The organism is Algoriphagus formosus (assembly GCF_002807035.1).
Taxonomy (GTDB): Bacteria; Bacteroidota; Bacteroidia; order Cytophagales; family Cyclobacteriaceae; genus Algoriphagus; species Algoriphagus formosus.
The window spans coordinates 1963287-1983433 of record NZ_NIUC01000002.1 but is presented as its reverse complement, the minus strand read 5'-3'; the positions used below and the strand labels follow the sequence as shown (position 1 = coordinate 1983433).

General features: G+C 43.5%; 21 protein-coding genes and 1 tRNA gene. 7 read left to right on the top strand and 15 right to left on the bottom strand.

Annotated features, from left to right (window positions below; translation table 11 throughout):
• Positions 1–14: 14 nt before the first annotated feature.
• The 4 genes from CDH51_RS14840 to CDH51_RS14825 all read right to left on the bottom strand — a co-directional run bounded on the left by CDH51_RS14840 (position 15) and on the right by CDH51_RS14825 (position 3342).
• Complete coding sequence (locus tag CDH51_RS14840; protein ID WP_100629266.1) at positions 15–722, bottom strand: tRNA1(Val) (adenine(37)-N6)-methyltransferase; 708 nt, start codon at positions 720–722, stop codon at positions 15–17.
• Entirely contained in the window at positions 722–1324 is a 603-nt protein-coding gene (locus tag CDH51_RS14835; protein WP_100629265.1) for a DUF2179 domain-containing protein, read from the bottom strand. The genes CDH51_RS14840 and CDH51_RS14835 overlap by 1 nt, the downstream gene beginning before the upstream one ends.
• A gap of 61 nt (positions 1325–1385) precedes the next feature.
• On the bottom strand, positions 1386–2549 hold the full coding sequence (locus CDH51_RS14830) for a CynX/NimT family MFS transporter (RefSeq protein ID WP_100629464.1): 1164 nt from the start codon (positions 2547–2549) through the stop codon (positions 1386–1388).
• A 61-nt stretch (positions 2550–2610) separates the two neighbouring features.
• Complete coding sequence (locus CDH51_RS14825; protein WP_100629264.1) at positions 2611–3342, bottom strand: pyridoxine 5'-phosphate synthase; 732 nt, start codon at positions 3340–3342, stop codon at positions 2611–2613.
• Positions 3343–3403: 61 nt separating this feature from the next.
• Here CDH51_RS14825 and CDH51_RS14820 point away from each other — a divergent pair, with 61 nt between their 5' ends.
• From CDH51_RS14820 to CDH51_RS14810, 3 genes are read left to right on the top strand one after another with little or no spacing between them, the layout of a single operon-like run.
• A complete protein-coding gene (locus CDH51_RS14820; protein WP_026947799.1) occupies positions 3404–3856 on the top strand; it encodes a GatB/YqeY domain-containing protein in 453 nt (150 codons plus the stop codon).
• A 3-nt stretch (positions 3857–3859) separates the two neighbouring features.
• Positions 3860–4414, top strand: coding sequence for a CvpA family protein (locus CDH51_RS14815; protein WP_100629263.1), 555 nt, complete (start codon positions 3860–3862; stop codon positions 4412–4414).
• Positions 4398–4991, top strand: a complete 594-nt coding sequence (locus tag CDH51_RS14810) for an anthranilate synthase component II (protein ID WP_100629262.1) — start codon at positions 4398–4400, stop codon at positions 4989–4991. The genes CDH51_RS14815 and CDH51_RS14810 overlap by 17 nt, the downstream gene beginning before the upstream one ends.
• 652 nt (positions 4992–5643) lie before the next feature.
• On the opposite strand, the gene CDH51_RS14805 is transcribed toward CDH51_RS14810, so the two are convergent.
• The 7 genes from CDH51_RS14805 to ubiE all read right to left on the bottom strand — a co-directional run bounded on the left by CDH51_RS14805 (position 5644) and on the right by ubiE (position 13127).
• A complete protein-coding gene (locus CDH51_RS14805; protein ID WP_262494520.1) occupies positions 5644–6258 on the bottom strand; it encodes a LolA family protein in 615 nt (204 codons plus the stop codon).
• A gap of 73 nt (positions 6259–6331) precedes the next feature.
• Positions 6332–8818 carry an FtsK/SpoIIIE family DNA translocase gene (locus CDH51_RS14800; protein WP_100629260.1) on the bottom strand — a complete coding sequence of 829 codons (2487 nt, stop codon included), beginning with the start codon at positions 8816–8818 and terminating at the stop codon, positions 6332–6334.
• A 15-nt stretch (positions 8819–8833) separates the two neighbouring features.
• Positions 8834–9913, bottom strand: coding sequence for a quinone-dependent dihydroorotate dehydrogenase (locus tag CDH51_RS14795; RefSeq protein WP_100629463.1), 1080 nt, complete (start codon positions 9911–9913; stop codon positions 8834–8836).
• A 195-nt stretch (positions 9914–10108) separates the two neighbouring features.
• Positions 10109–10852, bottom strand: coding sequence for a M15 family metallopeptidase (locus tag CDH51_RS14790; protein ID WP_100629259.1), 744 nt, complete (start codon positions 10850–10852; stop codon positions 10109–10111).
• Positions 10853–10856: 4 nt separating this feature from the next.
• Complete coding sequence (locus tag CDH51_RS14785) at positions 10857–11615, bottom strand: SDR family NAD(P)-dependent oxidoreductase (RefSeq protein ID WP_100629258.1); 759 nt, start codon at positions 11613–11615, stop codon at positions 10857–10859.
• A 40-nt stretch (positions 11616–11655) separates the two neighbouring features.
• Positions 11656–12456: a type IX secretion/gliding motility protein PorT/SprT gene (gene porT / locus CDH51_RS14780; RefSeq protein WP_100629257.1), complete on the bottom strand. Its 801-nt coding sequence runs from the start codon at positions 12454–12456 to the stop codon at positions 11656–11658.
• The gene (gene ubiE, locus CDH51_RS14775) at positions 12405–13127 is read right to left on the bottom strand and encodes a bifunctional demethylmenaquinone methyltransferase/2-methoxy-6-polyprenyl-1,4-benzoquinol methylase UbiE (protein WP_026947789.1); all 723 of its coding nucleotides are present in this window, start codon (positions 13125–13127) and stop codon (positions 12405–12407) included. The genes porT and ubiE overlap by 52 nt, the downstream gene beginning before the upstream one ends.
• Positions 13128–13249: 122 nt before the next feature.
• Here ubiE and yihA point away from each other — a divergent pair, with 122 nt between their 5' ends.
• The 3 genes from yihA (at position 13250) to CDH51_RS14760 (ending at position 14712) form a co-directional block, all read left to right on the top strand.
• Entirely contained in the window at positions 13250–13861 is a 612-nt protein-coding gene (gene yihA, locus CDH51_RS14770) for a ribosome biogenesis GTP-binding protein YihA/YsxC (protein ID WP_100629256.1), read from the top strand.
• Positions 13862–13899: 38 nt separating this feature from the next.
• A complete protein-coding gene (locus tag CDH51_RS14765) occupies positions 13900–14331 on the top strand; it encodes a DUF5606 family protein (protein WP_100629255.1) in 432 nt (143 codons plus the stop codon).
• A 78-nt stretch (positions 14332–14409) separates the two neighbouring features.
• Entirely contained in the window at positions 14410–14712 is a 303-nt protein-coding gene (locus CDH51_RS14760; protein ID WP_100629254.1) for a hypothetical protein, read from the top strand.
• 330 nt (positions 14713–15042) lie between these two features.
• Here CDH51_RS14760 and CDH51_RS14755 read toward each other — a convergent pair whose 3' ends face one another.
• The 4 genes from CDH51_RS14755 to CDH51_RS14740 all read right to left on the bottom strand — a co-directional run bounded on the left by CDH51_RS14755 (position 15043) and on the right by CDH51_RS14740 (position 19807).
• Entirely contained in the window at positions 15043–16971 is a 1929-nt protein-coding gene (locus CDH51_RS14755) for an OmpA family protein (protein WP_100629462.1), read from the bottom strand.
• A 38-nt stretch (positions 16972–17009) separates the two neighbouring features.
• A complete protein-coding gene (locus CDH51_RS14750) occupies positions 17010–17495 on the bottom strand; it encodes a hypothetical protein (RefSeq protein ID WP_100629253.1) in 486 nt (161 codons plus the stop codon).
• Positions 17496–17572: 77 nt separating this feature from the next.
• Positions 17573–18364, bottom strand: a complete 792-nt coding sequence (locus tag CDH51_RS14745; protein WP_100629252.1) for a (Fe-S)-binding protein — start codon at positions 18362–18364, stop codon at positions 17573–17575.
• Between the two features lie 108 nt (positions 18365–18472).
• Positions 18473–19807: a 4Fe-4S dicluster domain-containing protein gene (locus tag CDH51_RS14740; RefSeq protein WP_100629251.1), complete on the bottom strand. Its 1335-nt coding sequence runs from the start codon at positions 19805–19807 to the stop codon at positions 18473–18475.
• Between the two features lie 103 nt (positions 19808–19910).
• Here CDH51_RS14740 and CDH51_RS14735 point away from each other — a divergent pair.
• A tRNA-Phe gene (locus CDH51_RS14735) sits at positions 19911–19983 on the top strand.
• Positions 19984–20147 lie beyond the last annotated feature (164 nt).

Below are 20147 nucleotides of genomic sequence, written 5' to 3'. Positions count from 1 at the left end.
GGCAGGTTTTTAATTCAGTATCCGAGTAAAAAGCCAGAAATTAATTTTTTATAGGTCTCTGAGAAACTCCCTTCCTCATTTTTTAAAGCAATTTCCTCTACTTGCTTTTCCTCTTGATGCCTTGAAAAAGAAGAAACTATTCGATGAAATTTAAGCTTTGGATTATCCTGTATTAAAATAGAAGTACTGCAATGAAAACCCTTATTGCAAAGCATTTCTTCCAAACCAGCAGATTCTTTGGGAGGAAGAATAACCCAAAATTCACCATCGGCTGACAAGTTTCTTTCCACAGCCTCTACCAACTCCTGAAAAGATAGACTATCCGTGTGAAGTGCACGCTGCCTTTTGAGATTGGTGGTAGGTAGGTGATTGGAAAAATAAGGGGGATTGCTGACTACCAAGTCAAATTTTCTAGAGGAATCATAGTCCTGAACTCCCCCATGGACCAGTTCCAAACGGGGTGAAAAATCACTTTCCTCAAAATTCTCGCTCGCCTGACTGGCAGCGTCAGAATCTAATTCTACTGCCGTAATATTTGCATTTGAAAATCGCTGCGCCATCATCAGCGCAATGACGCCTGTTCCAGTTCCAATATCCAATATTCGTTTTGGGCTCTTTGCCTGCGCCAGCGCACCCAAAAGCACCGCATCGGTGGAGACTTTCATTCCACAGCGGTCCTGATTGACTCGGAATTGCTGAAATTGAAACCAGGTATTAGGCATTAAATTCGAGCTTTTCTACCAAGCCAGATTTTGAAGCGAGGCTTATCCTCCATGACATTCAGATCGTCCTCGGAAATTCGTTTTACGCTTTCAATGGTGTAGAATGCCTTCTCATCGAGAGATTTGACTTTGTCCACAAAGGATTGAAGAGAGTCTCTCTTCATGACTGTAAAAAGAAGATTCACTTTTCCATATCTACCTTCCGCACCCACACTGGTAAATCGATAGTCTCGCTCTTTCATGTACTCGATCAGTTCGGGAAGGGGCTTCGGAGTGATGACCCGTACGAGTACCCGTCCCAGTGCAAGTTTTTCATCAAAACGCATTCCTACATAAGTTCCCATTCCAAATCCACCGGCATAGGCTATATAGGAAACAGGATTATCGATATTTTGAAAAATCTGACCAATCGCCAATAGCCAAATAAGCGCTTCAAAAAAACCCAAAATAGGAGCCACATTCTTCTTCCCATTCATCATAAACATGATTCGAAGGGTATTAATCGAAACATCCCCTACACGCGCAATGAAAATAAGCGCAGGCATGATGAAATAATTAAAGAGGTTTTCAGAGATACCCAGGTCGGTGAAAAATTCTTGCATAGCGGTCTAATTTTGACCCAAAATTAAGGATATTAATCTTCTTGCTTGCGCGAAAGCTATCTCAGATTTTCTGATCCTTTCCAGCACTCCAACCAAAAAACAAAAATTGAATGGTCATGGCAAGCAAAAACCAGATCAGGAAATCCCAATTCCCCACCAAATCAAGAGAAATTCCAAAGAGCATGGGACCCAATGCCGCAAGAACATAGCCTGCAGACTGTACCATCCCTGAAAGATTGGAAGTAGTCTGATCTTCGGCCGTTCGAAGCGATATCAAAGTGTAAGCAATACTGAGGCTTGCCCCGCTACCTATGCCAATGATGGTCATAGCTACAAAAAGCACCCACTCTTGCGATGAAAAAAGCAAAAGATAGCCTAGCAAGTAGCCAAGCGATACACCGAGAATCACCATATGCTGCTGCCTGAGTTTCATAAGAAAAGATGGAGCGAAAAAGGTCCCAATTAAAGAGATGAGTTGCATGTATGACAATGCAATACCAGCCTTTACAGGACTCATTCCTTTAGAAATCAACATATCGGGAAGCCAAGTTACCATGGTGAAATACATAACCGATTGAGCGCCCATAAAAAGCGTCACCTGCCAGGCCAAACGGGACTTCCATACATTTTTACCGGCCTGCCCTTCTCCTTTATTTTTGATAGGCTTGGCTTTTGCCTGAGGAAACCACACCGCCAAAGCAAGTAGCATAAATACAACCCAAAAAGCGAGTGATCCTCTCCAGCCCCAACCCAGATCAACAGCCAAAGGCACGCTGATCCCGGAAGCTATTGCAGCAAAGAGAGACATTCCGGTAGAGAGAATTGCAGTTAGCAGGCCGAGCTTCTCTGGCAAATGAGCCTTAAAAAACGGTATCATCAAGACATTGGCGATGACTATTCCTACACCAGTCAGGGCTGTCCCGATAAATAAAATCTCAACTCCACCCAAAACCCGGACAACTACACCAATGGATAGAAGGAAAATCCCTAGAAAAATTGCCCGACCATTACCCAACCGCTTGCCAATCTTCGGAGAAAAGATCGAAAATATGGCAAATGTGATCAAGGTCAGCGTAGTCAAGGAGCCTGCAAGACCATTGGAAATATCTAAATCCTCTCGGATAAAGGGGATCAATGGACCTACCGAGGCAATACTTGTGCGGAGGTTAATAGAGATCAGAATGATCCCTAGGAAAAGTAAAAATTGATCAGAGTTTTTTTTCAAGACTTCAGAGTGCTTTTGCAAAACTAAGCCCAAAATTAGATTTTGGGCCTAGCTTTTTTTATCAAAGGCAATCCCCAGGCATCTCCAGCCTTCTTCGATACATCTGAATTGTATTTTCCAGACCAAAATACAAGGCATCACATACTAACGCATGACCGATTGACACCTCGTCCAAATACGGGATTTTATACTTCAAAAATGCCAGATTATGCAAATCCAAATCATGCCCTGCATTCAGGCCCAGTCCCAATTCTTTGGCTAACTCTGATACTTTGACATAAGGTGCAACCGCCTTCTCTCTATCCTGATGGTAGTGCGCGGCATAAGGCTCGGTGTAAAGCTCCACCCGATCTGTCCCGGTCATTTTTGCCGGCTCAAAGTATTTTTCTTCTGGATTGATAAAGATCGATACACGGCAGCCGGACTCCTTCAATTCTGCCACGATGTCCTTGAGCATGCTTTGATAAGTAATGGTATCCCATCCTGTATTGGAGGTGATCGCTTCCGGCGGATCCGGAACCAAGGTAGCCTGCGCAGGTTTCACCCTTCTGACCAATTCTAGGTAGCGCTTGTCCGGGTATCCTTCGATATTGAACTCCGTGGTAACCACCTCGGACAGGTCCAATACATCTTGATAGCGGATATGACGCTCATCTGGGCGGGGGTGAACGGTAATTCCCTCAGCCCCAAAGCGCTCGGCATCTTTTGCTACTTGGACTACATTTGGGTTATTTGCACCTCTTGCATTCCGAAGAGTTGCGATCTTATTGATATTTACACTTAATTTGGTCATATAAAGCCCGAAAAGGGTAATTTTGTCTCTAGAACAAAGTTATAACATAAACTGAGTACCGATGAGTTTGAAGCAAAAGATAGAAAGTGAAATTAAATCTGCCATGCTGGCTAAAAATAAAAGTCGGTTGACCGCTTTAAGAGCCCTTAAGTCCATGATTCTTTTGGAAGAAACCAAAGGCGGAGCCAAGGGAGAAATATCTGCAGAAGATGAGATGAAGTTGCTGACAAAGGCAGCTAAGCAGCGAAAGGATTCCGCGGACATTTATGAGCAGCAGGGAAGAATGGACCTTCACGAGGTAGAGATGGCCGAGCTTTCGGTGATTCAAGAGTTTTTGCCAAAGGCTCTTTCTCCTGAAGAAATCCAAGCCGCCATCCAAGCGATCATCAGTAAAACAGGTGCTTCAGGAATGAAGGACATGGGTAAAGTGATGGGAATGGCCAGTAAAGAATTGGCCGGGAAAGCAGATGGCAAGGCTATTGCTGATCAAGTAAAAGCACTATTGAATTCCTAAAACTTGGAGATCAAATCTCTTGTAGATATTGTCATCATCTTGCTCCTAGCCCTAGGAGCTTATGAGGGCTACAAAAAAGGCTTTCTGCTCGGTATTCTGGGTTTGGTCAGTTTTGTGGTAGCCCTCATTTTAGGCTTTTATTTCATGGAGCCTGCTGCCGAATGGCTTGGTGAAAATGTAGATTCCATCAATCTTGCCTATCCGATATTGGGCTTTTTGATCATTTTCATTCTGAGTATTTTATTGATCAATGGCGTAGGATGGATCCTGAAAAAAATCATGGATTTGACCATTTTGGGCTCTTTTGACAAAATGGGAGGAGTACTTTTCGGCATACTGAAAGCTGGGTTTTTCTTGAGCCTCTTTTTATGGTTCACCAACGAATTTGACTTGGACCTACCCAAAAAGTGGGAAAGAGAATCAGAGCTTATTGGCTATGTGGAACCGCTTGCTCCTGCGGTAATCGATGCAGTGGAACCGATTTTTCCTTCCGTCAATTCCACCAAAAGTAAGTTTGAAGAGCTCGTGGAGAAGGTAAAAGATGCTGCTATTAATTGATAATTTTGACTCATTCAGTCACATGTTGGCTGATCTGATTCTTCAGACTGGACCGGAATTAAAAATTGTCAGAAATGATGTTTCCGTCGAGTCTTTGCAGGACTTATCCTTTGACGGTTTGATTCTATCTCCGGGACCTGGAAGACCTGCTACCTCAGGGAATTTGATGCAAATACTGGAGACCTTTCATCAGACGAAACCCATTCTTGGCGTATGCTTAGGTCATCAGGCAATTGGTGAGTTTTTTGAAGCCAAGCTTATCAAAAATGATCAACCCACCCACGGAAAAGTCAGAAGGGTTTTTCGAAACCAAAGTCACCCTTGTCTGGATGGACTTCCTGATGAATTTTCCGTTACCCGTTATCATTCATTGCAATTGAGTGATTTGCCGGAGGCGCTTTCTCCCCTTTTAAAAACAAAAGCGGGTGAAATAATGGCCATGGCGCATACCTACCTTCCGATCTTTGGAATTCAATACCATCCTGAAGCACTACTGACAGAATACGGATTGGAAATTATTCAAAACTGGCTCCATTGGGCCAATCTGGAAGTAGAGCAAAAGCCTCTTTTTCTTTAAGGTTTGCTTTAGAAAATTAGATATCCACTTCTTGCATTAGAAAATCAAAAAGGGTTTTGTCCCAAAAATAACAAGTGAACAACCCAAAACTTTACTTTTTGATATTTGTATCTCAATACAATCTTGGTCTTTAGATTTAAAAATTTAGTAGAATCAGATCGTTTTGTTTTGGAATGAGTAACCAGAATGAAGAAAATTTACTCCCCAAAAAGGGATAAGAATTGAATTAACCCTAATCCATTTCTAACCTTTCTTATGATATCCGACTCCTTTCTTCTTCGATACTTTTGAAGACCAAAAGTATCCAAAAGTCTTGGCCCCGGTCTTTTCTTTCCGCTGGAAGAGTTTTTCTGTACTCTTACCATTAGTATACAGCGGAATTTTGTCCTGCTTTGCAACCCTAAAAATGACTGGATTCCCGAGACAAGCTCGGGACTAAGTCATTTTCTTAACGGGTTAGCAAAACACTCCAAAACCGAAAATCCCGCAGGGCCTCTATCCTCCAAAGTTTCCAGTACAATTCGAATCATTGTCTTTTCCAAAAAATTTGTTCCTGATTTTAGATCTCCTAATTAAAGTCATGGGAACAGCATTAAAAGAAAAAAAAGCTACAACAGTCTCCAGTTTTCAGGAAGCATCGGACCTGAAAAACCTACCTCAAATCAATCACCTCGATACCGGGGTATTTCTTAGTGTCGAAGGCAAAGTAGGTCGGAGGAAGGTCGGCATTGGCCTTCAGGTTTTTGAAAGAATAAGAATACATTCCTCCCTGTCCATCAAACATTTCCCAACCTAGCAAATCCTTGCTCCCCTTATCAATCATCAATTTCACCTGAGCAAAAGGAGCATCTGCACTCTTAGCGTTCAATTCGACAACCTGAACTTTCTTACCCTGATAGGTTTTTTCTGCTAAAAGCTTGTATTCAAATCCAGACTCATACATCCGATAGATATTGGACGGGGTAAGTTCACCTTCCATCTGACTGACGTCGTTGATAGTCACCTCACGATATCCGTCCGCCTGAATAAATGTCCACACGGTCTTTCCATCATTGAAAATTTCTTGCTCAGGAAGCTTCAGTCGGTATTGCTCACCTTTGACGGCCACTTCCCCGCTTTGTCTATCCGAGCTTCCGCTTCCGTCCTGATACGTAAAGTCAAATTCTGCTGTAAAACCATTCATGGCCTGGAACTTCTGACTCATGGCATCGAGGACCGATTTGGCATTTGGATCTTTTTGCGCAAGCGCCTGAAAACCAATTAACATCAGGCAAAAAAAACTAAGAAAGAGAATATTTTTTTTCATAATCTGTAGCCGAATGGGGATGAATTTACGGCGACTACAAACTATTCAATAACTGTTCCAAACTAGCTTCATCTTGGATAAGAACTTCCCGAGCCTTGGAGCCTTCAAATGGACCAACGATTCCTGCGGCCTCAAGCTGGTCAACGATACGGCCGGCCCGATTATACCCAAGCTTCATCTTACGCTGGATCAGCGAAGTACTACCCTGCTGATGAAGTACAATCAACCTTGCTGCATCATCAAAAAGTGGATCCCTATCTGCCAAATCGATTTCACCAATGCCACTTTCACTTTCCTCACCCTCAAATTCGGGCAATAAGTACGCATCTGGATAGCCATTTTGCTCCCCTATCCAATCGCAAATAGCGTCCACTTCAGGAGTATCCAAAAATGCACATTGCAGTCGGATCATCTCTGAGCCCTGCGACAGCAACATATCTCCCATACCGATCAGCTGATCTGCTCCTCCGCCGTCCAGAATGGTTCTCGAGTCAATTTTGGAAGTAACCCGGAAAGAAAGCCTGGCAGGGAAATTAGCCTTGATGATACCCGTGATCACATTGACAGATGGTCTTTGCGTTGCGACTACAAGGTGAATACCAATAGCCCGCGCCAGTTGTGCCAATCGGGCAATTGGACCTTCGATCTCCTTCCCTGCCGTCATCATCAAATCCGCCAACTCATCAATTACCAAGACTATGTAGGGCATAAATTTGTGCCCCTTTTCTGGATTCAACTTGCGGGCGATGAATTTGGCATTGTATTCTTTGAGATTTCGAGCGCCAGCATCTTTGAGCAAATTGTATCGATTGTCCATCTCGATACAGAGGGAATTGAGCGTGTAGATTACTTTTTTGGTATCCGTGATGATGGCCTCTTCCGAACCAGGAAGCTTGGCCAGAAAGTGTCTCTCGATTTTATTGAAAAGGGAAAGCTCCACCTTTTTAGGATCGACTAAGACAAACTTCAACTGCGCCGGATGCTTTTTATATATCAAGGAAGCCAAAATCATATTGAGACCCACTGACTTACCCTGCCCCGTAGCACCTGCCATCAGCAAGTGAGGCATTTTTGCCAAATCAGCAACAAAGACCTCATTGGAAATGGTTTTCCCAAGAGCAATAGGCAAATCCTTATCGGATCGCATGAATTTCTCTGTACCCAAAACCGCTCTTGCCGGCACTAATTCCCGATTTTTATTAGGTACCTCAATACCGATCGTTCCCTTACCAGGAATAGGCGCAATGATTCGGATTCCCAAGGCTGCCAAACTCAAAGCGATATCATCTTCGAGATTTTTGATCTTGGAGATTTTTACCCCTGGCTCAGGTACGATTTCGTATAGCGTCACAGTCGGCCCGATGGTCGCTTTGATTTCCTGAATCCCTATTTTGAAGTTTTCAAGCGTTTCGACAATCTTATTTTTATTGTCTTCTAATTCCTGCCTGGTGACAGTCACTTTTTGCAGATCGTACTCATTCAGCAGGTCAAGGGAAGGGTACTTATACTTCGGCAAGTCCAAGGTTGGATCATAAGGATCCAAGTTTTCAACTTCCTCAGCGGTCTTCTCTGTACTTTCAGCTTTGGTCACTGAAAACTGCTTTTCCTCCAAGGGTTTTTCGGGCTTTGGATCTGTATTTTCTGCCAAAAGATCTACCTGATTGATCTCGAATAGATCATCTTGTTCCGGCAGTTCATCCGTGTTTTCATCCTCTGCATTTTTTACAGTCCAAGAGGAACCATCATCCATCAAATCTTCTTCCTCATCCTCTTCCAGTCCGAAGGGATCTTCATTTTTGGATTGAGGCTTGATCGCCAAATCTTCCTCCACCAATTCATTCTCCTGAATAATAGACTCCTCCGGATCGGAGCTTTTCAGGCTGAACCAATCCAACTTGTCAATATCGAAGAAGAAAATCACAAAAATCAACAGAGAACCAGCAAGCAGAATAAAGGTACCCCAACTCAGAAAATCTGCCGAAAGCTTGGCCATTTCATAGCCAAAACCTCCTGAAAGGAAACTCCAATAGGAGTAGCCTTTGACCAAAATCACGATATATCCCGTCAGTAATCCCAGCCAAAAGGTGAAGAATAAGGCAAAAGTGAGGTAGCGATTCAAGGAAATCAGGCTAATCTTAAAAGCCCATCGAAACCCCAGAATAAAGAGAAAGGGTGGAAATAGAAATGCTGCAACCCCAAACCATCGGTAAATCAGTAAGTGACTTGCCTGTGCGCCTAGCCAGCCTAGCCAGTTTTGTGATTCCCGGGCGATCGTTCGGGTGGATTCTTCTGAAGAATTCATGACCAAACTCTGATCAGCTTCGCCGCTCAACAAATAGCTGAGGAAAGCAAAAAAGAGAAAAATCCCCAAAGACATCAGGATAATTCCAAGCGCAAGAACCAGCTTTGAGTTTTTGATATTCCCGAAGGAAAAATTCAATTTGGAAGCGCTGGACTTAGCTTTTTTAGGCTTTTCGCCTTTTTTTCGAAAAGTATTGGTTTTTGTAGAACTGCTGGGCATAGACGCGTTTCAATACTAATTGGAAGATACGGTTTCAGGATTTGATTTGGAATTTTTACCTGAAAAATAACCGATCAAGCCTTTTTTAATGCGTTTGATAAGGCTAGGTCCTTCATAAATCATGCCTGAATATACCTGTACCAAACTTGCTCCGGCTTCCAGCTTTTCGATGGCATCCTCCGCAGAGTAGACTCCTCCTACGCCGATGATGGGAAAAGCGGATTTGGACTTGGTGGACAAATAGCGAATGACTTCTGTGCTTCTATTCTTCAGAACCTTCCCGCTGAGACCTCCAGCCCCTATAGCTTCCACTTCGCTTTGGGCTGTTTTCAATCCGCTTCGATCGATGGTCGTATTCGTCGCAATCACCCCATCTATTTTGGTTTCTGCCACTATTTCAATGATATCGTCCAACTGGCCCTCTGTCAAATCGGGAGCGATTTTTAGGAGGATTGGCTTCGGCTGTTCTTTTTGATCATTTGCAGACTTGACGGCAGTCAAAAGGGCTTTCAAAGGTTCCTTTTCCTGCAAATCCCGCAAATTAGGTGTATTTGGAGAGCTTACATTGACCACGAAATAATCCACATAGGGGTGAAGTGCCTCTAGGCAAAAGAGGTAATCATCCACCGCTTTTTCATTGGGAGTCACTTTATTTTTGCCGATGTTCCCTCCAATGATGACATCTGATTTTCGTTTTTTAAGCCTTTCGACAGCATCCAAAACCCCTCCATTATTGAATCCCATGCGATTGATTAAGGCTTCATCTTCCGGCAATCGGAAAAGTCTAGGTTGCGGGTTTCCTTCCTGTGGTTTTGGCGTAAGGGTACCGATTTCAATAAAACCAAAACCCAGCATGGCCATCTCATCGATCAGTTTGGCATCCTTATCAAAGCCAGCAGCGAGACCTACAGGATTTTTGAATTTCAAACCAAAAACCTCTCGCTCCAGCCGCTTATCCTCCAAATGGAAAACACTTCCAATCAAAGATCCTAAAACCGGAAAATTGAATGTCTTTTGTGTGAGGTTGACAGTGAAATGATGAGCCTCTTCGGCAGGTTTTGTAAAAAAGAAAGGCTTTAGGAGAGTTTTGTACACGGGATTGCTTTTTTTCCTTCTGGACAAAAGTAGCCATTCCCACTCAAAATTCCCTTTTAAAAATCGGATGAATTAGCAGCTACAATCTTTGACGGGATTTACTTCTTTAACCATGCACTGCTCCCATTTGATGGGGAATTATTTGTGATTAATTTGATAAAGAAAAGAGAAAACCTTTGAATTCAGATTTTACTATCACTCCACAATTTTAAATTTCTCCCCAGCTTCCTTTCGGGAATAGGCGTTGAAATGCCACCATTCCGAGCCAATCCCCATAAAGCCAGCAGCTTTCATCGCTTTACGGAGAATATCCCGATTTTCAACCTGCTCCTGCGTAATCACACCTTCTTGGAGCATTTGCTCCTCTCGGTCAGGATAGGCAGCATATCCGAAGAAATCATAGCCTGTACCCATATCCAAAACTGAATCGGCCGCCGTATCGAAAATCGTCAGGTCAACCGCTACACCAAAATTATGCAGGCTTCCCACTTTTGGGTCAGCGACATAAAGTGGCTTGATGCTATCCGGCTTATCCAGATTATCCCAAAGAATCTGCTGCACAGAGCGAGGTCTAACTCCATCGTAGATCTGAAGGACAAGATTGGGATGCTCGGACTGAAGTTTTTCCTGTGCTTGCCGAAGCATCTCAGCTACTTCCGGCTGTAGGTAGGCATTGGTCAAATCTCCATAGACATCCTGACCGAAAAAGTTATCCTCAGTGGAATATTTCAGCTCCACCCGAATTCCGGGGATCACATCCTCCAAGTTGACCAGACCTTGGTCGATCAGATTTTGTTCTAACTCTGAAATGGGCTCCTCGATCTTTTCAACCAGCGGCTCCAAGTTTTCTCGTTGTTGCTCGGAAAAGACCTCTTGATCACTTTTCGGCGTGCTGCAGGCAAAAACCAGCCCTGTAAAAAGTAGTGATGTGTATTTCATTTAATCAGGATTTTTTATTGACCATGGTTGCTGAAGCCTGTGCAGTAGGCAAAACTACAATATCAGCCAAAACCACATGCGGCGGTCTATTCACACAAAATTCAACGATTTCGGCGATATCCTCAGCCAAAAGAGGCTCGTAACCCTGATAGACTTTTTCGGCCCGATCCCCATCTCCCTTAAATCGAACCAGCGAAAACTCTGTCTCCACCAATCCCGGATGAATGCCTATCACTTTGATTCCAAATGGATTTAGATCGATCCGCATTCCTTTGGTGATGGCATCCACGGCATGCTTGGAGCCACAATAGACATTCCCATTTGGATAGACTTCCTTACCAGCGATGGAGCCAATGTTGATGATAGTCCCGGATTTCCGTTCGCACATTCCTGGGATAATGGCCTTGGACACATACAGCAAGCCTTTGACATTGATATCCATCATGGCATCCCAATCATCGGTGCTACCCGTCTGAATCGGATCCATTCCATGGGCATTCCCGGCATTATTGATCAAGACAGCTATCCCTTTCCATCGATCCGGGAGATTTCCCAATAAATCAAATACCGCTTCTTTGTCCCGAACATCAAAAGTCAAAGGAAGCACTTCTACCCCTTTGGGAACCTCCTGCTTGAAAGCTTCCAATCTATCAGTTCTTCTTCCTGTCACGATCAGATCATAGCCGTTTTTTGCCAAAATCAAGGCGCAGGCCTTTCCTATTCCGGAGGTCGCTCCGGTGATTAATGCTATTTTTCTTTCCATTTGGACAAGTTAGGATAAATGAAAACTTTCGAAAAGCCGACTATTGAAAATTCAGGTAAATCGTCACTGACTTTCGCTTGATGCTGGAGATGGCATCGCGTATTTCAGGAATGGTGTTTTCGGGTTGGTAGAGGTTGTTTAGGCCATGAGAAAAGCGGATCTCAGGGGCAAATTTGAAATAACGAAAGTACACCTCAAATCCCATCCCCAACTCAATGGTGTAGTCCTGCCCCACAGTTACCAAATCTTCCAAGTTTGCCTCGTCCTGAGTCTTGGTACGGAACATGTAGCTCGCTCCTCCGATAAAATACATCCGGGTATTATTAAATCGCTGTGAGCGATACTTCAAAAGAAGCGGCAACTCAATCATCGTGGACTCACTGATGAGGGTATTGATATTTACCGCTGGACTGACTGGTTCGTCTGGATTGGGGATATCCGGCACCAAATCATCCGAAAAATATTGAACCTCTGTCCTGAACTCATAAAACCCGATTTTGGGTGTGAATAAAAGTTGCATTTGGTCATGAAAGCGCAGCATTCCTATGAATCCCAAAGAAAAGCCGGGGGTATATTTTGGAAAAATAGCACGCACATTCTGTCCGGCAGTATTGGGTGTTTGTACAAATCGATCCGCATATTTCAATCGATAGGTACTTGTATGACCTGCAAGGAAAAACCCATAAGATAAAAGCTTATCATCCGAACCAGACGTACTTGTCAAGCCAAATAAGCCTTGAGCATTGGTGGACGATAAAGTTAAAAAAGTCAGAAATAGGGTGATTAACCCTATTTTACTCCTACGTAAATCGAACTGATACCAAAAGTGAGCGGTTTGCATACGGTGCTGTGAAATCCTACTTTGTTTAAGACTGCCAGAAAATCCTGTCCATCCGGGAATGCCTGAACGGATTCGGGAAGATAAGTATAAGCAGAATTGTCCTTGGATACAATTTTACCAATTTGAGGCAAAACAGCATTGGAGTAGAAAGAGTAGGCCTGTTTCATTGGAAATGACCTAGGCTTGCTAAATTCCAATATCACAGTTTTTCCGCCCGGCTTCAGCACTCGATACATATCTGCCAGTCCTTTTTCCAGATTTTCGAAGTTTCTGACACCAAAGGAAACGATCACTGCATCAAACTTATTATCTTCAAAAAGTAATCCTTCCGAATCCCCAAGCTGTAAATCGATGATATGATCCAGCTTTCGGTTTTTCATTTTTTTTCTTCCCTCAGCGAGCATGCCTTCCGAAATATCTACCCCGATGATTTTCTCAGGTTTCAGCGCCAAAGCTTCAATCGCGAAGTCTCCGGTACCGGTAGCAATATCCAAAATCAACTTCGGCTGATCAGCCTTTAGCATTTTTACGGCTTTCTTTCGCCAAATGATATCAATACCCAAGCTCAGTACATGATTCAGCAAATCATATTTGGGGCTGATATTGTTAAACATCTCAGCAACCTGAGCTTTTTTAGGGTCTTCTTTATCTTTGTAAGGGACTACGGACATCAGTAATTCTGTAATTGGTGCGCAATATTACTGAAGAAACCCGAGGAAGGGAAAATTGTTAGCCAATAAAGCATTTAGCGCCTTCAGATTTATCTTCTAATTTTGTATTCAAATAAACAAGTATGATCCGCAAAGCCGAGTTTGTCATTTCCAATTCCAATCCGGGCAACTGCCCCAAGCCTGATCGAGCTGAGATTGCCTTCATTGGCCGATCCAATGTGGGAAAGAGCTCCCTGATCAACATGCTGACCAATAAAAAAGGATTGGCAAAAACCTCCCAAACTCCCGGCAAAACCCAATTGATCAATCACTTTCTGATCAATGATCAATGGTATTTGGTGGATTTACCTGGCTATGGATTTGCCAAGGTCAATGTCAAAGTCAAGGAAGGTTGGGAAAACATGATCAAAACCTACCTGACCAAGCGAGAGAATCTTTGCGGAGTATTTATTTTGATCGATAGTCGCTTGGAGCCTCAGAAAATTGATTTGGAATTTCTGCTTTGGTGCGGAGTCAATGGCGTGCCGGCTGCTTTGATTTTTACAAAAGCTGATAAACTCTCGAAAACCAAAACCGATCAAAATGTGCGGAAATTCCTTAAGAAGACCGAGGAAATTTTTGAGGAAGCGCCTGACTATTTTGTGACCAGTGCCGAAAATCAGATGGGAAAAGAGGAAGTCAATGCTTTTCTGGAAGAACTGGTGAAGGAATATGAAAATGGTACAGCCCAATAAACACAAATTCTATATTTGCAAACTGATAAATTAAACCAATGGATTTTAAAGAAATTGCAACAGTCTCCGGCAAACCGGGGCTATTTAAAGTATTGAAACCAACCCGTACGGGAGTGATTTTGGAAAGCTTGGATGATAAGAAAGCGAAGCTTGTAGCTGGTATTTCCCACCGGGTTTCCATCCTAGGCGATATCTCTATCTACACCCTGACCGAAGAAGGTGCAGAGCCGCTACAGCAGGTCATGCAGAAAGTCGAGGCGGAATTTGAAGGAGATTTAGGACTTGACAGTAATCCGGATGATGCCGAATTGCGGGCATTTATGAAACATATCCTTCCGGAGGTAGATGAGACCAGAGTGTATGTCTCTGACATCAAAAAACTCATCAGCTGGTATAAAATCATCCGAAAATTCGCTCCAGAGGTGCTCATACCTAGCGAAGAGGGTGAAGAAACCACAGAAAAGGAATAAATTAAGCCTTAATAAATGGAATTTCGTCATTGTGATCCGCCGCGAAGGATCACAATGACGAATTGATTTTTTTGTCTCATGGACCAAGAACCAGTTTTACATACTGCCTATCAACTTGCGCAAAAGCAATTTGAATTGCCCGAATTAAAAGAAGCATTTGATGAGGAAAAGGCAATTAGACTTTTGACTTTAGCAGTCCGTGATCTACTTGACAAGGATCTAGAAAAACTCCTGAATATCTGCTATCGAATTGATTTATCGGAAGACACCCTTAAGAAAATCCTTCATCAATCGGAACCTGATTCGGTAGCCTCTGATTTGGCAAAGGCACTTTGGGAAAGACAAAAAAAGAAGGCTGAAATTTGGAAAAAGTATTCGTGATTTTTTTTATGCCTTTGACAAAACTTTCAAGCTAAGCGTCACTGCGACGACAAAGGAGGAAGCAGTCTCGAATGTATGAAATACGCCTAAGGCGAAATACCTCTCACTTTGTTCGATGAAATAAGGTCGGCTTTGCCTCTCGAGATACGCTTCGCTAAATATATTTCGCTTCGCTTCGTAAGATATGGCTGCGCCGAGATACAGCCTCGTTCCTCGGCTGAGATATGTCCAAATCCGGGAAGTTATTTCAGTTTATTTCAGCTCGCTTGCGAGCTTTATTTCTATCGTATTTCTACCGTATATCACAGACCTTCCTACTTCCAACTCAAATCATTCCTTAATCTCAATCACCTTGAATTCCGTTCTTCGATTGACCTGATGCTCTTCTTCTGTCTGTGCGTTTTCGATGATCAACTGCGTCTCACCATAGCCCTTGGCTACCAATCGGTCGGCTGCAATTCCCTGAGAAACCATGTAATTCACCGCTGACTCGGCACGTCTTTGCGAAAGCTCCAAGTTGTAGGCATCAGAAGATCTGTCATCCGTATGCGAACTCAATTCGATTCGAATCTGAGGATTGTCTTTCAGGATTTGTACTAGCTTATCCAACTCCTTCGCCGCATCCGGTCGGATATCGGCTTTATCCAGATCGTAGTAGATATTTTCAAGCACGATAGACTTCTCCAAGATCAACTGATCCAAAACGATTGTCGTATCCAAGGACACATTGGTTACGTCCTGCACCAAAGTAGCTGGATCCGGTGTTTTTCCGAAGGTATTGTATGGAACAGATTTGGAGAAATATCCGCCTTTGGAGGCGATGATGGTATAATTCGACTGGGGGTCCAAGGTAAATCTAACCCGACCATTGCTATTCGAGAAGTCTCCTCCGATCTGCTTATTGTTTCCGTCATAAAGCACCACACGAGTATTATCCAAAACCTGATCAGGCTCTCCCGCTACCCGCTGTTTGGTAAAAACATTGAGTAAAACGTTGACGATTTTCGGCTTCGGTGTTTTATCCTCGAAATAGTAGATATCATCATTTCCAATACCTCCTTCGCGATTGGAAGAGAGGAAACCCTCCTTCGGGTAATTGGTGAAGAAAATGGCAAAATCATCCGCCTGACTATTGATATTTTCACCGAGGTTTTTGATGATTTGGTTTCCATTTTCATCTTGCTCGGCTACAAAAAGATCCAATTTTCCAAAACCTGGATGTCCATCTGAGGCAAAGAAAAACTTTCCATCTGGAGCTGGTCTAGGGAAAAGTTCGTTCCCTGGTGTATTCACATTTGGACCCAAATTCACAGCATTTCCGAAATCACCATTCGCCAACTTGGTTGCTTTGTAGATATCGATTCCACCATAACCTCCGGGACGATTGGAAGCAAAGTAAAGCTCTTCCCCATCTGGACTGAAGGCGGGAGTAGAATTCCACCAATTCTCTTCCTCATTGACAGGAAGCCAAATCGGCAAGGTAAATCCTCCTCCTCTAAAATAAGAGGCAAAAAGTGCTGTCTCAGGAAGATCCCGTGGAGAGGTAGAATTTCCTCTGGAATAAATCAGCGTATTCCCATCTGGGCTGATCGCCATCGCAGCTTGATTCAATCCTTCTTCATTCGGAAATTCCGGCAATGCCTGAATCCCGCTCACATCTACTCGTAGATCTTCAGCGCGTGCCCGGAATAGTTTGGTGTATGGCGTACCGGTGGCAGCATATATCCCTGAAGCCTGTCTGGCTGAGGTAAAATAGAGAAAATTCTCACTCACAATTGGAGCGTAATCATCTCCCGGTGTATTGAGTTCTCGGTAATTAACCAATTCATGGAAAGGCCAGTAATTTTCAATCCCGTTTGCCAGTTTGATAGACTCAATCTCCCGCTGAGTTCTGGCTAGCAATGCTTCATCTTGTGTGTAAGCCTTAGCATTTTCGAAGGCTTCGGTTGCTTCCTCATTTTTTTGTTGGGCTTTTAGGCTTTGCCCCAAGAAAAAGTAACGTTCAAAACTTGGTTCGATTTCGATGAGCTTTTGATAGTACTCAGAGGAGTTTTCGATTCTGTTGGAAAGCCGATAGCTTTCGGCAATCACTTCATTGGCTTGCTCATTGGCGGTATCTTGCTCCAGTATTTGCGAAAAAGTATTGATAGCGTACTGGTATTCTCCTGAAAGGAACTGATCTGTTCCCTTTTCTTGAAGGCTTTTACAGCCTCCAATTGATAGCATGATTAGGAAAATTCCAAAAAAATAATTCTTCATTCGATAAGACATTGATGATCTGGACTGAATATTACTAATTAATTTGGAAAATATTTGTTCAACCAACTTTTTGAGGCAGGTATCCAAAGGCTTTCCAGGTCTGCCTTGGTCTGAATCAAGGGATTGATCACCCAGGTATCAGCAACTATTTCACCTTCCTGTACTTTTGACTTAATCCCAAGCGCAGGTGCGACCTGAATCCTACTCGCTGATTTGAAGGCTACTTTTCCCCGATCAGTCAGGTTGATTTGGAGCAAATTTTCAAGTTTCTGCAAGGCACGAACCGAAGAATCGATCGAGCAACCACTAGTAGCAGATCTCGACTCATCAGCTGCCAAGACAATCACCTGATCTTCCAAAATCTCAAAGGAAGTCAAAATCCCATTTCCATGCACATTCCATCCCTCACAGAAGGTTTTCAATTCACTTTTGGCAAGCTCCAATTCCTTTTCGCTGAGTTTTCGGTCAGCTTGATACACCCAAACACGACTTGATTCTGATAAATTTTGGAAGGCTACGTACATAATTTGATTTTTTGACAAAGAAAAACCCTTTCTACCTAACGGCAAAAAGGGTCGAATTGATTCAATCTTCATCAGACTTATATTCCCATGTCTTTGGCGATCATTTCAGCCAGGTCATAAACCTGCACGTCATTTTCGCGCACTTTGTTTTTGACGCCATCGGTCATCATAGTGAGGCAAAACGGGCAACCAACAGCAATGGCATTCGCTCCCGTAGCCAATGCCTCCTCGGTCCGCTCAATATTGACATCTTTCTTTCCGGGCTCCGGCTCTTTAAACATCTGCGCTCCTCCTGCTCCACAGCAAAGTCCCTTGGTCCTGCATCGCTTCATCTCGACCAATTCCACATCCAGCGCTTTGATGACTTCCCGAGGCGCTTCATAGACATTGTTTGCACGACCTAGGTAACAGGAATCATGGAAAGTGATTTTCTTTCCCTTAAACTCCCCTCCTCCTTTCAGGGCAACCTTGCCCTCGTTGATCAGCTGCTGGAGAAATTGCGAATGATGAATCACTTCATAGTTTCCTCCTAGGGCAGGATACTCATTTTTGATGGTATTGAAGCAGTGGGGACAGGCAGTCACCACCTTTTTCACCTCATAACCATTGAGGACTTGGATATTGGCGACGGCCTGCATTTGGAACAAGAACTCATTACCTGCTCTTCGCGCAGGATCACCGGTACAGGCTTCCTCCGGACCCAAAACAGCAAAAGACACCCCGACTTTATTCAGGATTTTCACAAAAGCTTGGGTTACCGCCTTGTATCGGTCATCAAAGGAACCGGCACAGCCGACCCAAAAAAGAACTTCCGGGCTTTCGCCTTTCGCGGCCATTTCGGCCATTGTTGGAACTTGATATGTTGACATAATTCTGTTTTACGATTTTTGATTTACCATTAAAGAATGACAGTCAGAAGATTAAACCATTTTTCTTGGTCTTGAATACATCCGACATCGGTCATCTGACATCTGACATTATTTTACCTCCTCATTTTTTACAGAATCTGCCCAATTAAATCGGTCCTGCGGGCTGAATTTCCAAGGAGAAAAGCTCGTTTCCATATTTTGGAACATGGCATTCCACTGCGCAGGAGTCCCAGACTCTTCCATCGCTACATAGCGGCGCATTTGTAGAATAATGCTCAGCGGATCAATATTCACCGGACAGGCCTCCACACAGGCATTGCAGGAAGTACATGCATTCAATTCTTCTTTGGTGATGTAGTCACCAAGCAGTGATTTGCCATCCTCCAGTCCAGGTCCACCGGCGTCTATACTTTTACCGACTTCATCGGCCCGATCGCGCACATCCATCATGATCTTTCGGGGAGAAAGTTTCTTCCCTGTCATATTTGCCGGACATTCTGCAGTACAGCGACCACATTCAGTACAGGAGTAGGCATTCATGACATTAACCCAAGAGAGGTCATTGACATCTTTGGCACCAAAGCGGCCGATTTCTGCAGGTGGCTCGTTGCTTCCTTCGGTCGGAATCCCAAGCATCATATTGACCTCATTGGTAACTTCCGGCATATTGGCCATCTCTCCTTTTGGCTTCAAATTAGAATACCAGGTATTTGGGAAGGCCAAGAAAATATGCAAGTGCTTGGAATAGGTCACGTAAACTGCGAAAGCTAAAATCCCTGCTATATGAAACCACCAGGCAAATCGCTCCACGAAAACCAACGTCCCGGTACTCACACCCTCAAAAAGCGGCTGAATCAAACTGCTGAAAAACAAAGTTCCCAACGCGATGTAATGCTCATCCCCCCTATTGGCCAAGATCTGATCCGTAGCGTTCATGGTCAGGATCGCAAGCATCAGAACAATTTCGATGACAAGGATCAAGTTTCCATCCAATGCAGGCCAACCTTTCATCTCAGGTTTGGTAAAACGCGGCACCTTGCTGACATTCCTTCTCCAGAGGAAAGCCACACAGGAGATCAATACTGCCACAGCTAAGAATTCAAAGATATTGATGGCTACGGTGTAAGCCGACCCCAGAATAGGTGCAAAAAGCCGATGTGTCCCAAGAATTCCATCCAAAATAAACTCCAACACCTCCAGATTGATGACGATGAAACCTACATAGATCAAAAGGTGGAGAAAAGCCGGAATCAGGCGTTTGAACATTTTCTGCTGGCCAAATGCGACCAAAAGCATGGTCTTCCAGCGGGCTTCAGGCTGATCATTTCGTGTCTCTCCCTTCCCCAAAAAGATGTTGCGCTTCAGAAAACGCACCCTTTTGGTAATAATAAAGGCAGCTGCCGCCAAAATGATCAAAAAAGCAACTTGAGGTAAAAAGCTCATTTCGATACGATTAAGTAATGTTGAAGATTCTTTTCAATATTTTTTTATCAGAATGATTTGCATCAAATACACAAATACCTACCTTTGCATCACTTTAACAAAAGGTGATGTAGCTCAGCTGGTAGAGCATCGGACTGAAAATCCGTGAGTCGGTGGTTCGAGTCCACTCATCACCACGAGCCCCGAAGCAATTCGGGGCTTTTTTTATGCCCTTCCGCCAAGTATTCAGACCTATTTGACCCATCTCATTCATGTATGCAAAGTAAGAAATAGTCTGCATGCATACTATTTTTTATTTCTAATTTAAAACGAATCTAAAATTATTGAATCCTGAAACAAT

What these genes read in the sequence shown, in the direction of transcription:
- CDH51_RS14840 (WP_100629266.1), bottom strand. Translation starts at nt 722, where the DNA reads ATGCCTAATACCTGGTTTCAATTTCAGCAATTCCGAGTCAATCAGGAC.
- CDH51_RS14835 (WP_100629265.1), bottom strand. Translation starts at nt 1,324, where the DNA reads ATGCAAGAATTTTTCACCGACCTGGGTATCTCTGAAAACCTCTTTAAT.
- CDH51_RS14825 (WP_100629264.1), bottom strand. Translation starts at nt 3,342, where the DNA reads ATGACCAAATTAAGTGTAAATATCAATAAGATCGCAACTCTTCGGAAT.
- CDH51_RS14820 (WP_026947799.1), top strand. Translation starts at nt 3,404, where the DNA reads ATGAGTTTGAAGCAAAAGATAGAAAGTGAAATTAAATCTGCCATGCTG.
- CDH51_RS14810 (WP_100629262.1), top strand. Translation starts at nt 4,398, where the DNA reads ATGCTGCTATTAATTGATAATTTTGACTCATTCAGTCACATGTTGGCT.
- CDH51_RS14805 (WP_262494520.1), bottom strand. Translation starts at nt 6,258, where the DNA reads ATGTTAATTGGTTTTCAGGCGCTTGCGCAAAAAGATCCAAATGCCAAA.
- CDH51_RS14800 (WP_100629260.1), bottom strand. Translation starts at nt 8,818, where the DNA reads ATGCCCAGCAGTTCTACAAAAACCAATACTTTTCGAAAAAAAGGCGAA.
- CDH51_RS14790 (WP_100629259.1), bottom strand. Translation starts at nt 10,852, where the DNA reads ATGAAATACACATCACTACTTTTTACAGGGCTGGTTTTTGCCTGCAGC.
- CDH51_RS14785 (WP_100629258.1), bottom strand. Translation starts at nt 11,615, where the DNA reads ATGGAAAGAAAAATAGCATTAATCACCGGAGCGACCTCCGGAATAGGA.
- porT (WP_100629257.1), bottom strand. Translation starts at nt 12,456, where the DNA reads ATGCAAACCGCTCACTTTTGGTATCAGTTCGATTTACGTAGGAGTAAA.
- ubiE (WP_026947789.1), bottom strand. Translation starts at nt 13,127, where the DNA reads ATGTCCGTAGTCCCTTACAAAGATAAAGAAGACCCTAAAAAAGCTCAG.
- yihA (WP_100629256.1), top strand. Translation starts at nt 13,250, where the DNA reads ATGATCCGCAAAGCCGAGTTTGTCATTTCCAATTCCAATCCGGGCAAC.
- CDH51_RS14765 (WP_100629255.1), top strand. Translation starts at nt 13,900, where the DNA reads ATGGATTTTAAAGAAATTGCAACAGTCTCCGGCAAACCGGGGCTATTT.
- CDH51_RS14760 (WP_100629254.1), top strand. Translation starts at nt 14,410, where the DNA reads ATGGACCAAGAACCAGTTTTACATACTGCCTATCAACTTGCGCAAAAG.
- CDH51_RS14755 (WP_100629462.1), bottom strand. Translation starts at nt 16,971, where the DNA reads ATGAAGAATTATTTTTTTGGAATTTTCCTAATCATGCTATCAATTGGA.
- CDH51_RS14750 (WP_100629253.1), bottom strand. Translation starts at nt 17,495, where the DNA reads ATGTACGTAGCCTTCCAAAATTTATCAGAATCAAGTCGTGTTTGGGTG.
- CDH51_RS14745 (WP_100629252.1), bottom strand. Translation starts at nt 18,364, where the DNA reads ATGTCAACATATCAAGTTCCAACAATGGCCGAAATGGCCGCGAAAGGC.
- CDH51_RS14740 (WP_100629251.1), bottom strand. Translation starts at nt 19,807, where the DNA reads ATGAGCTTTTTACCTCAAGTTGCTTTTTTGATCATTTTGGCGGCAGCT.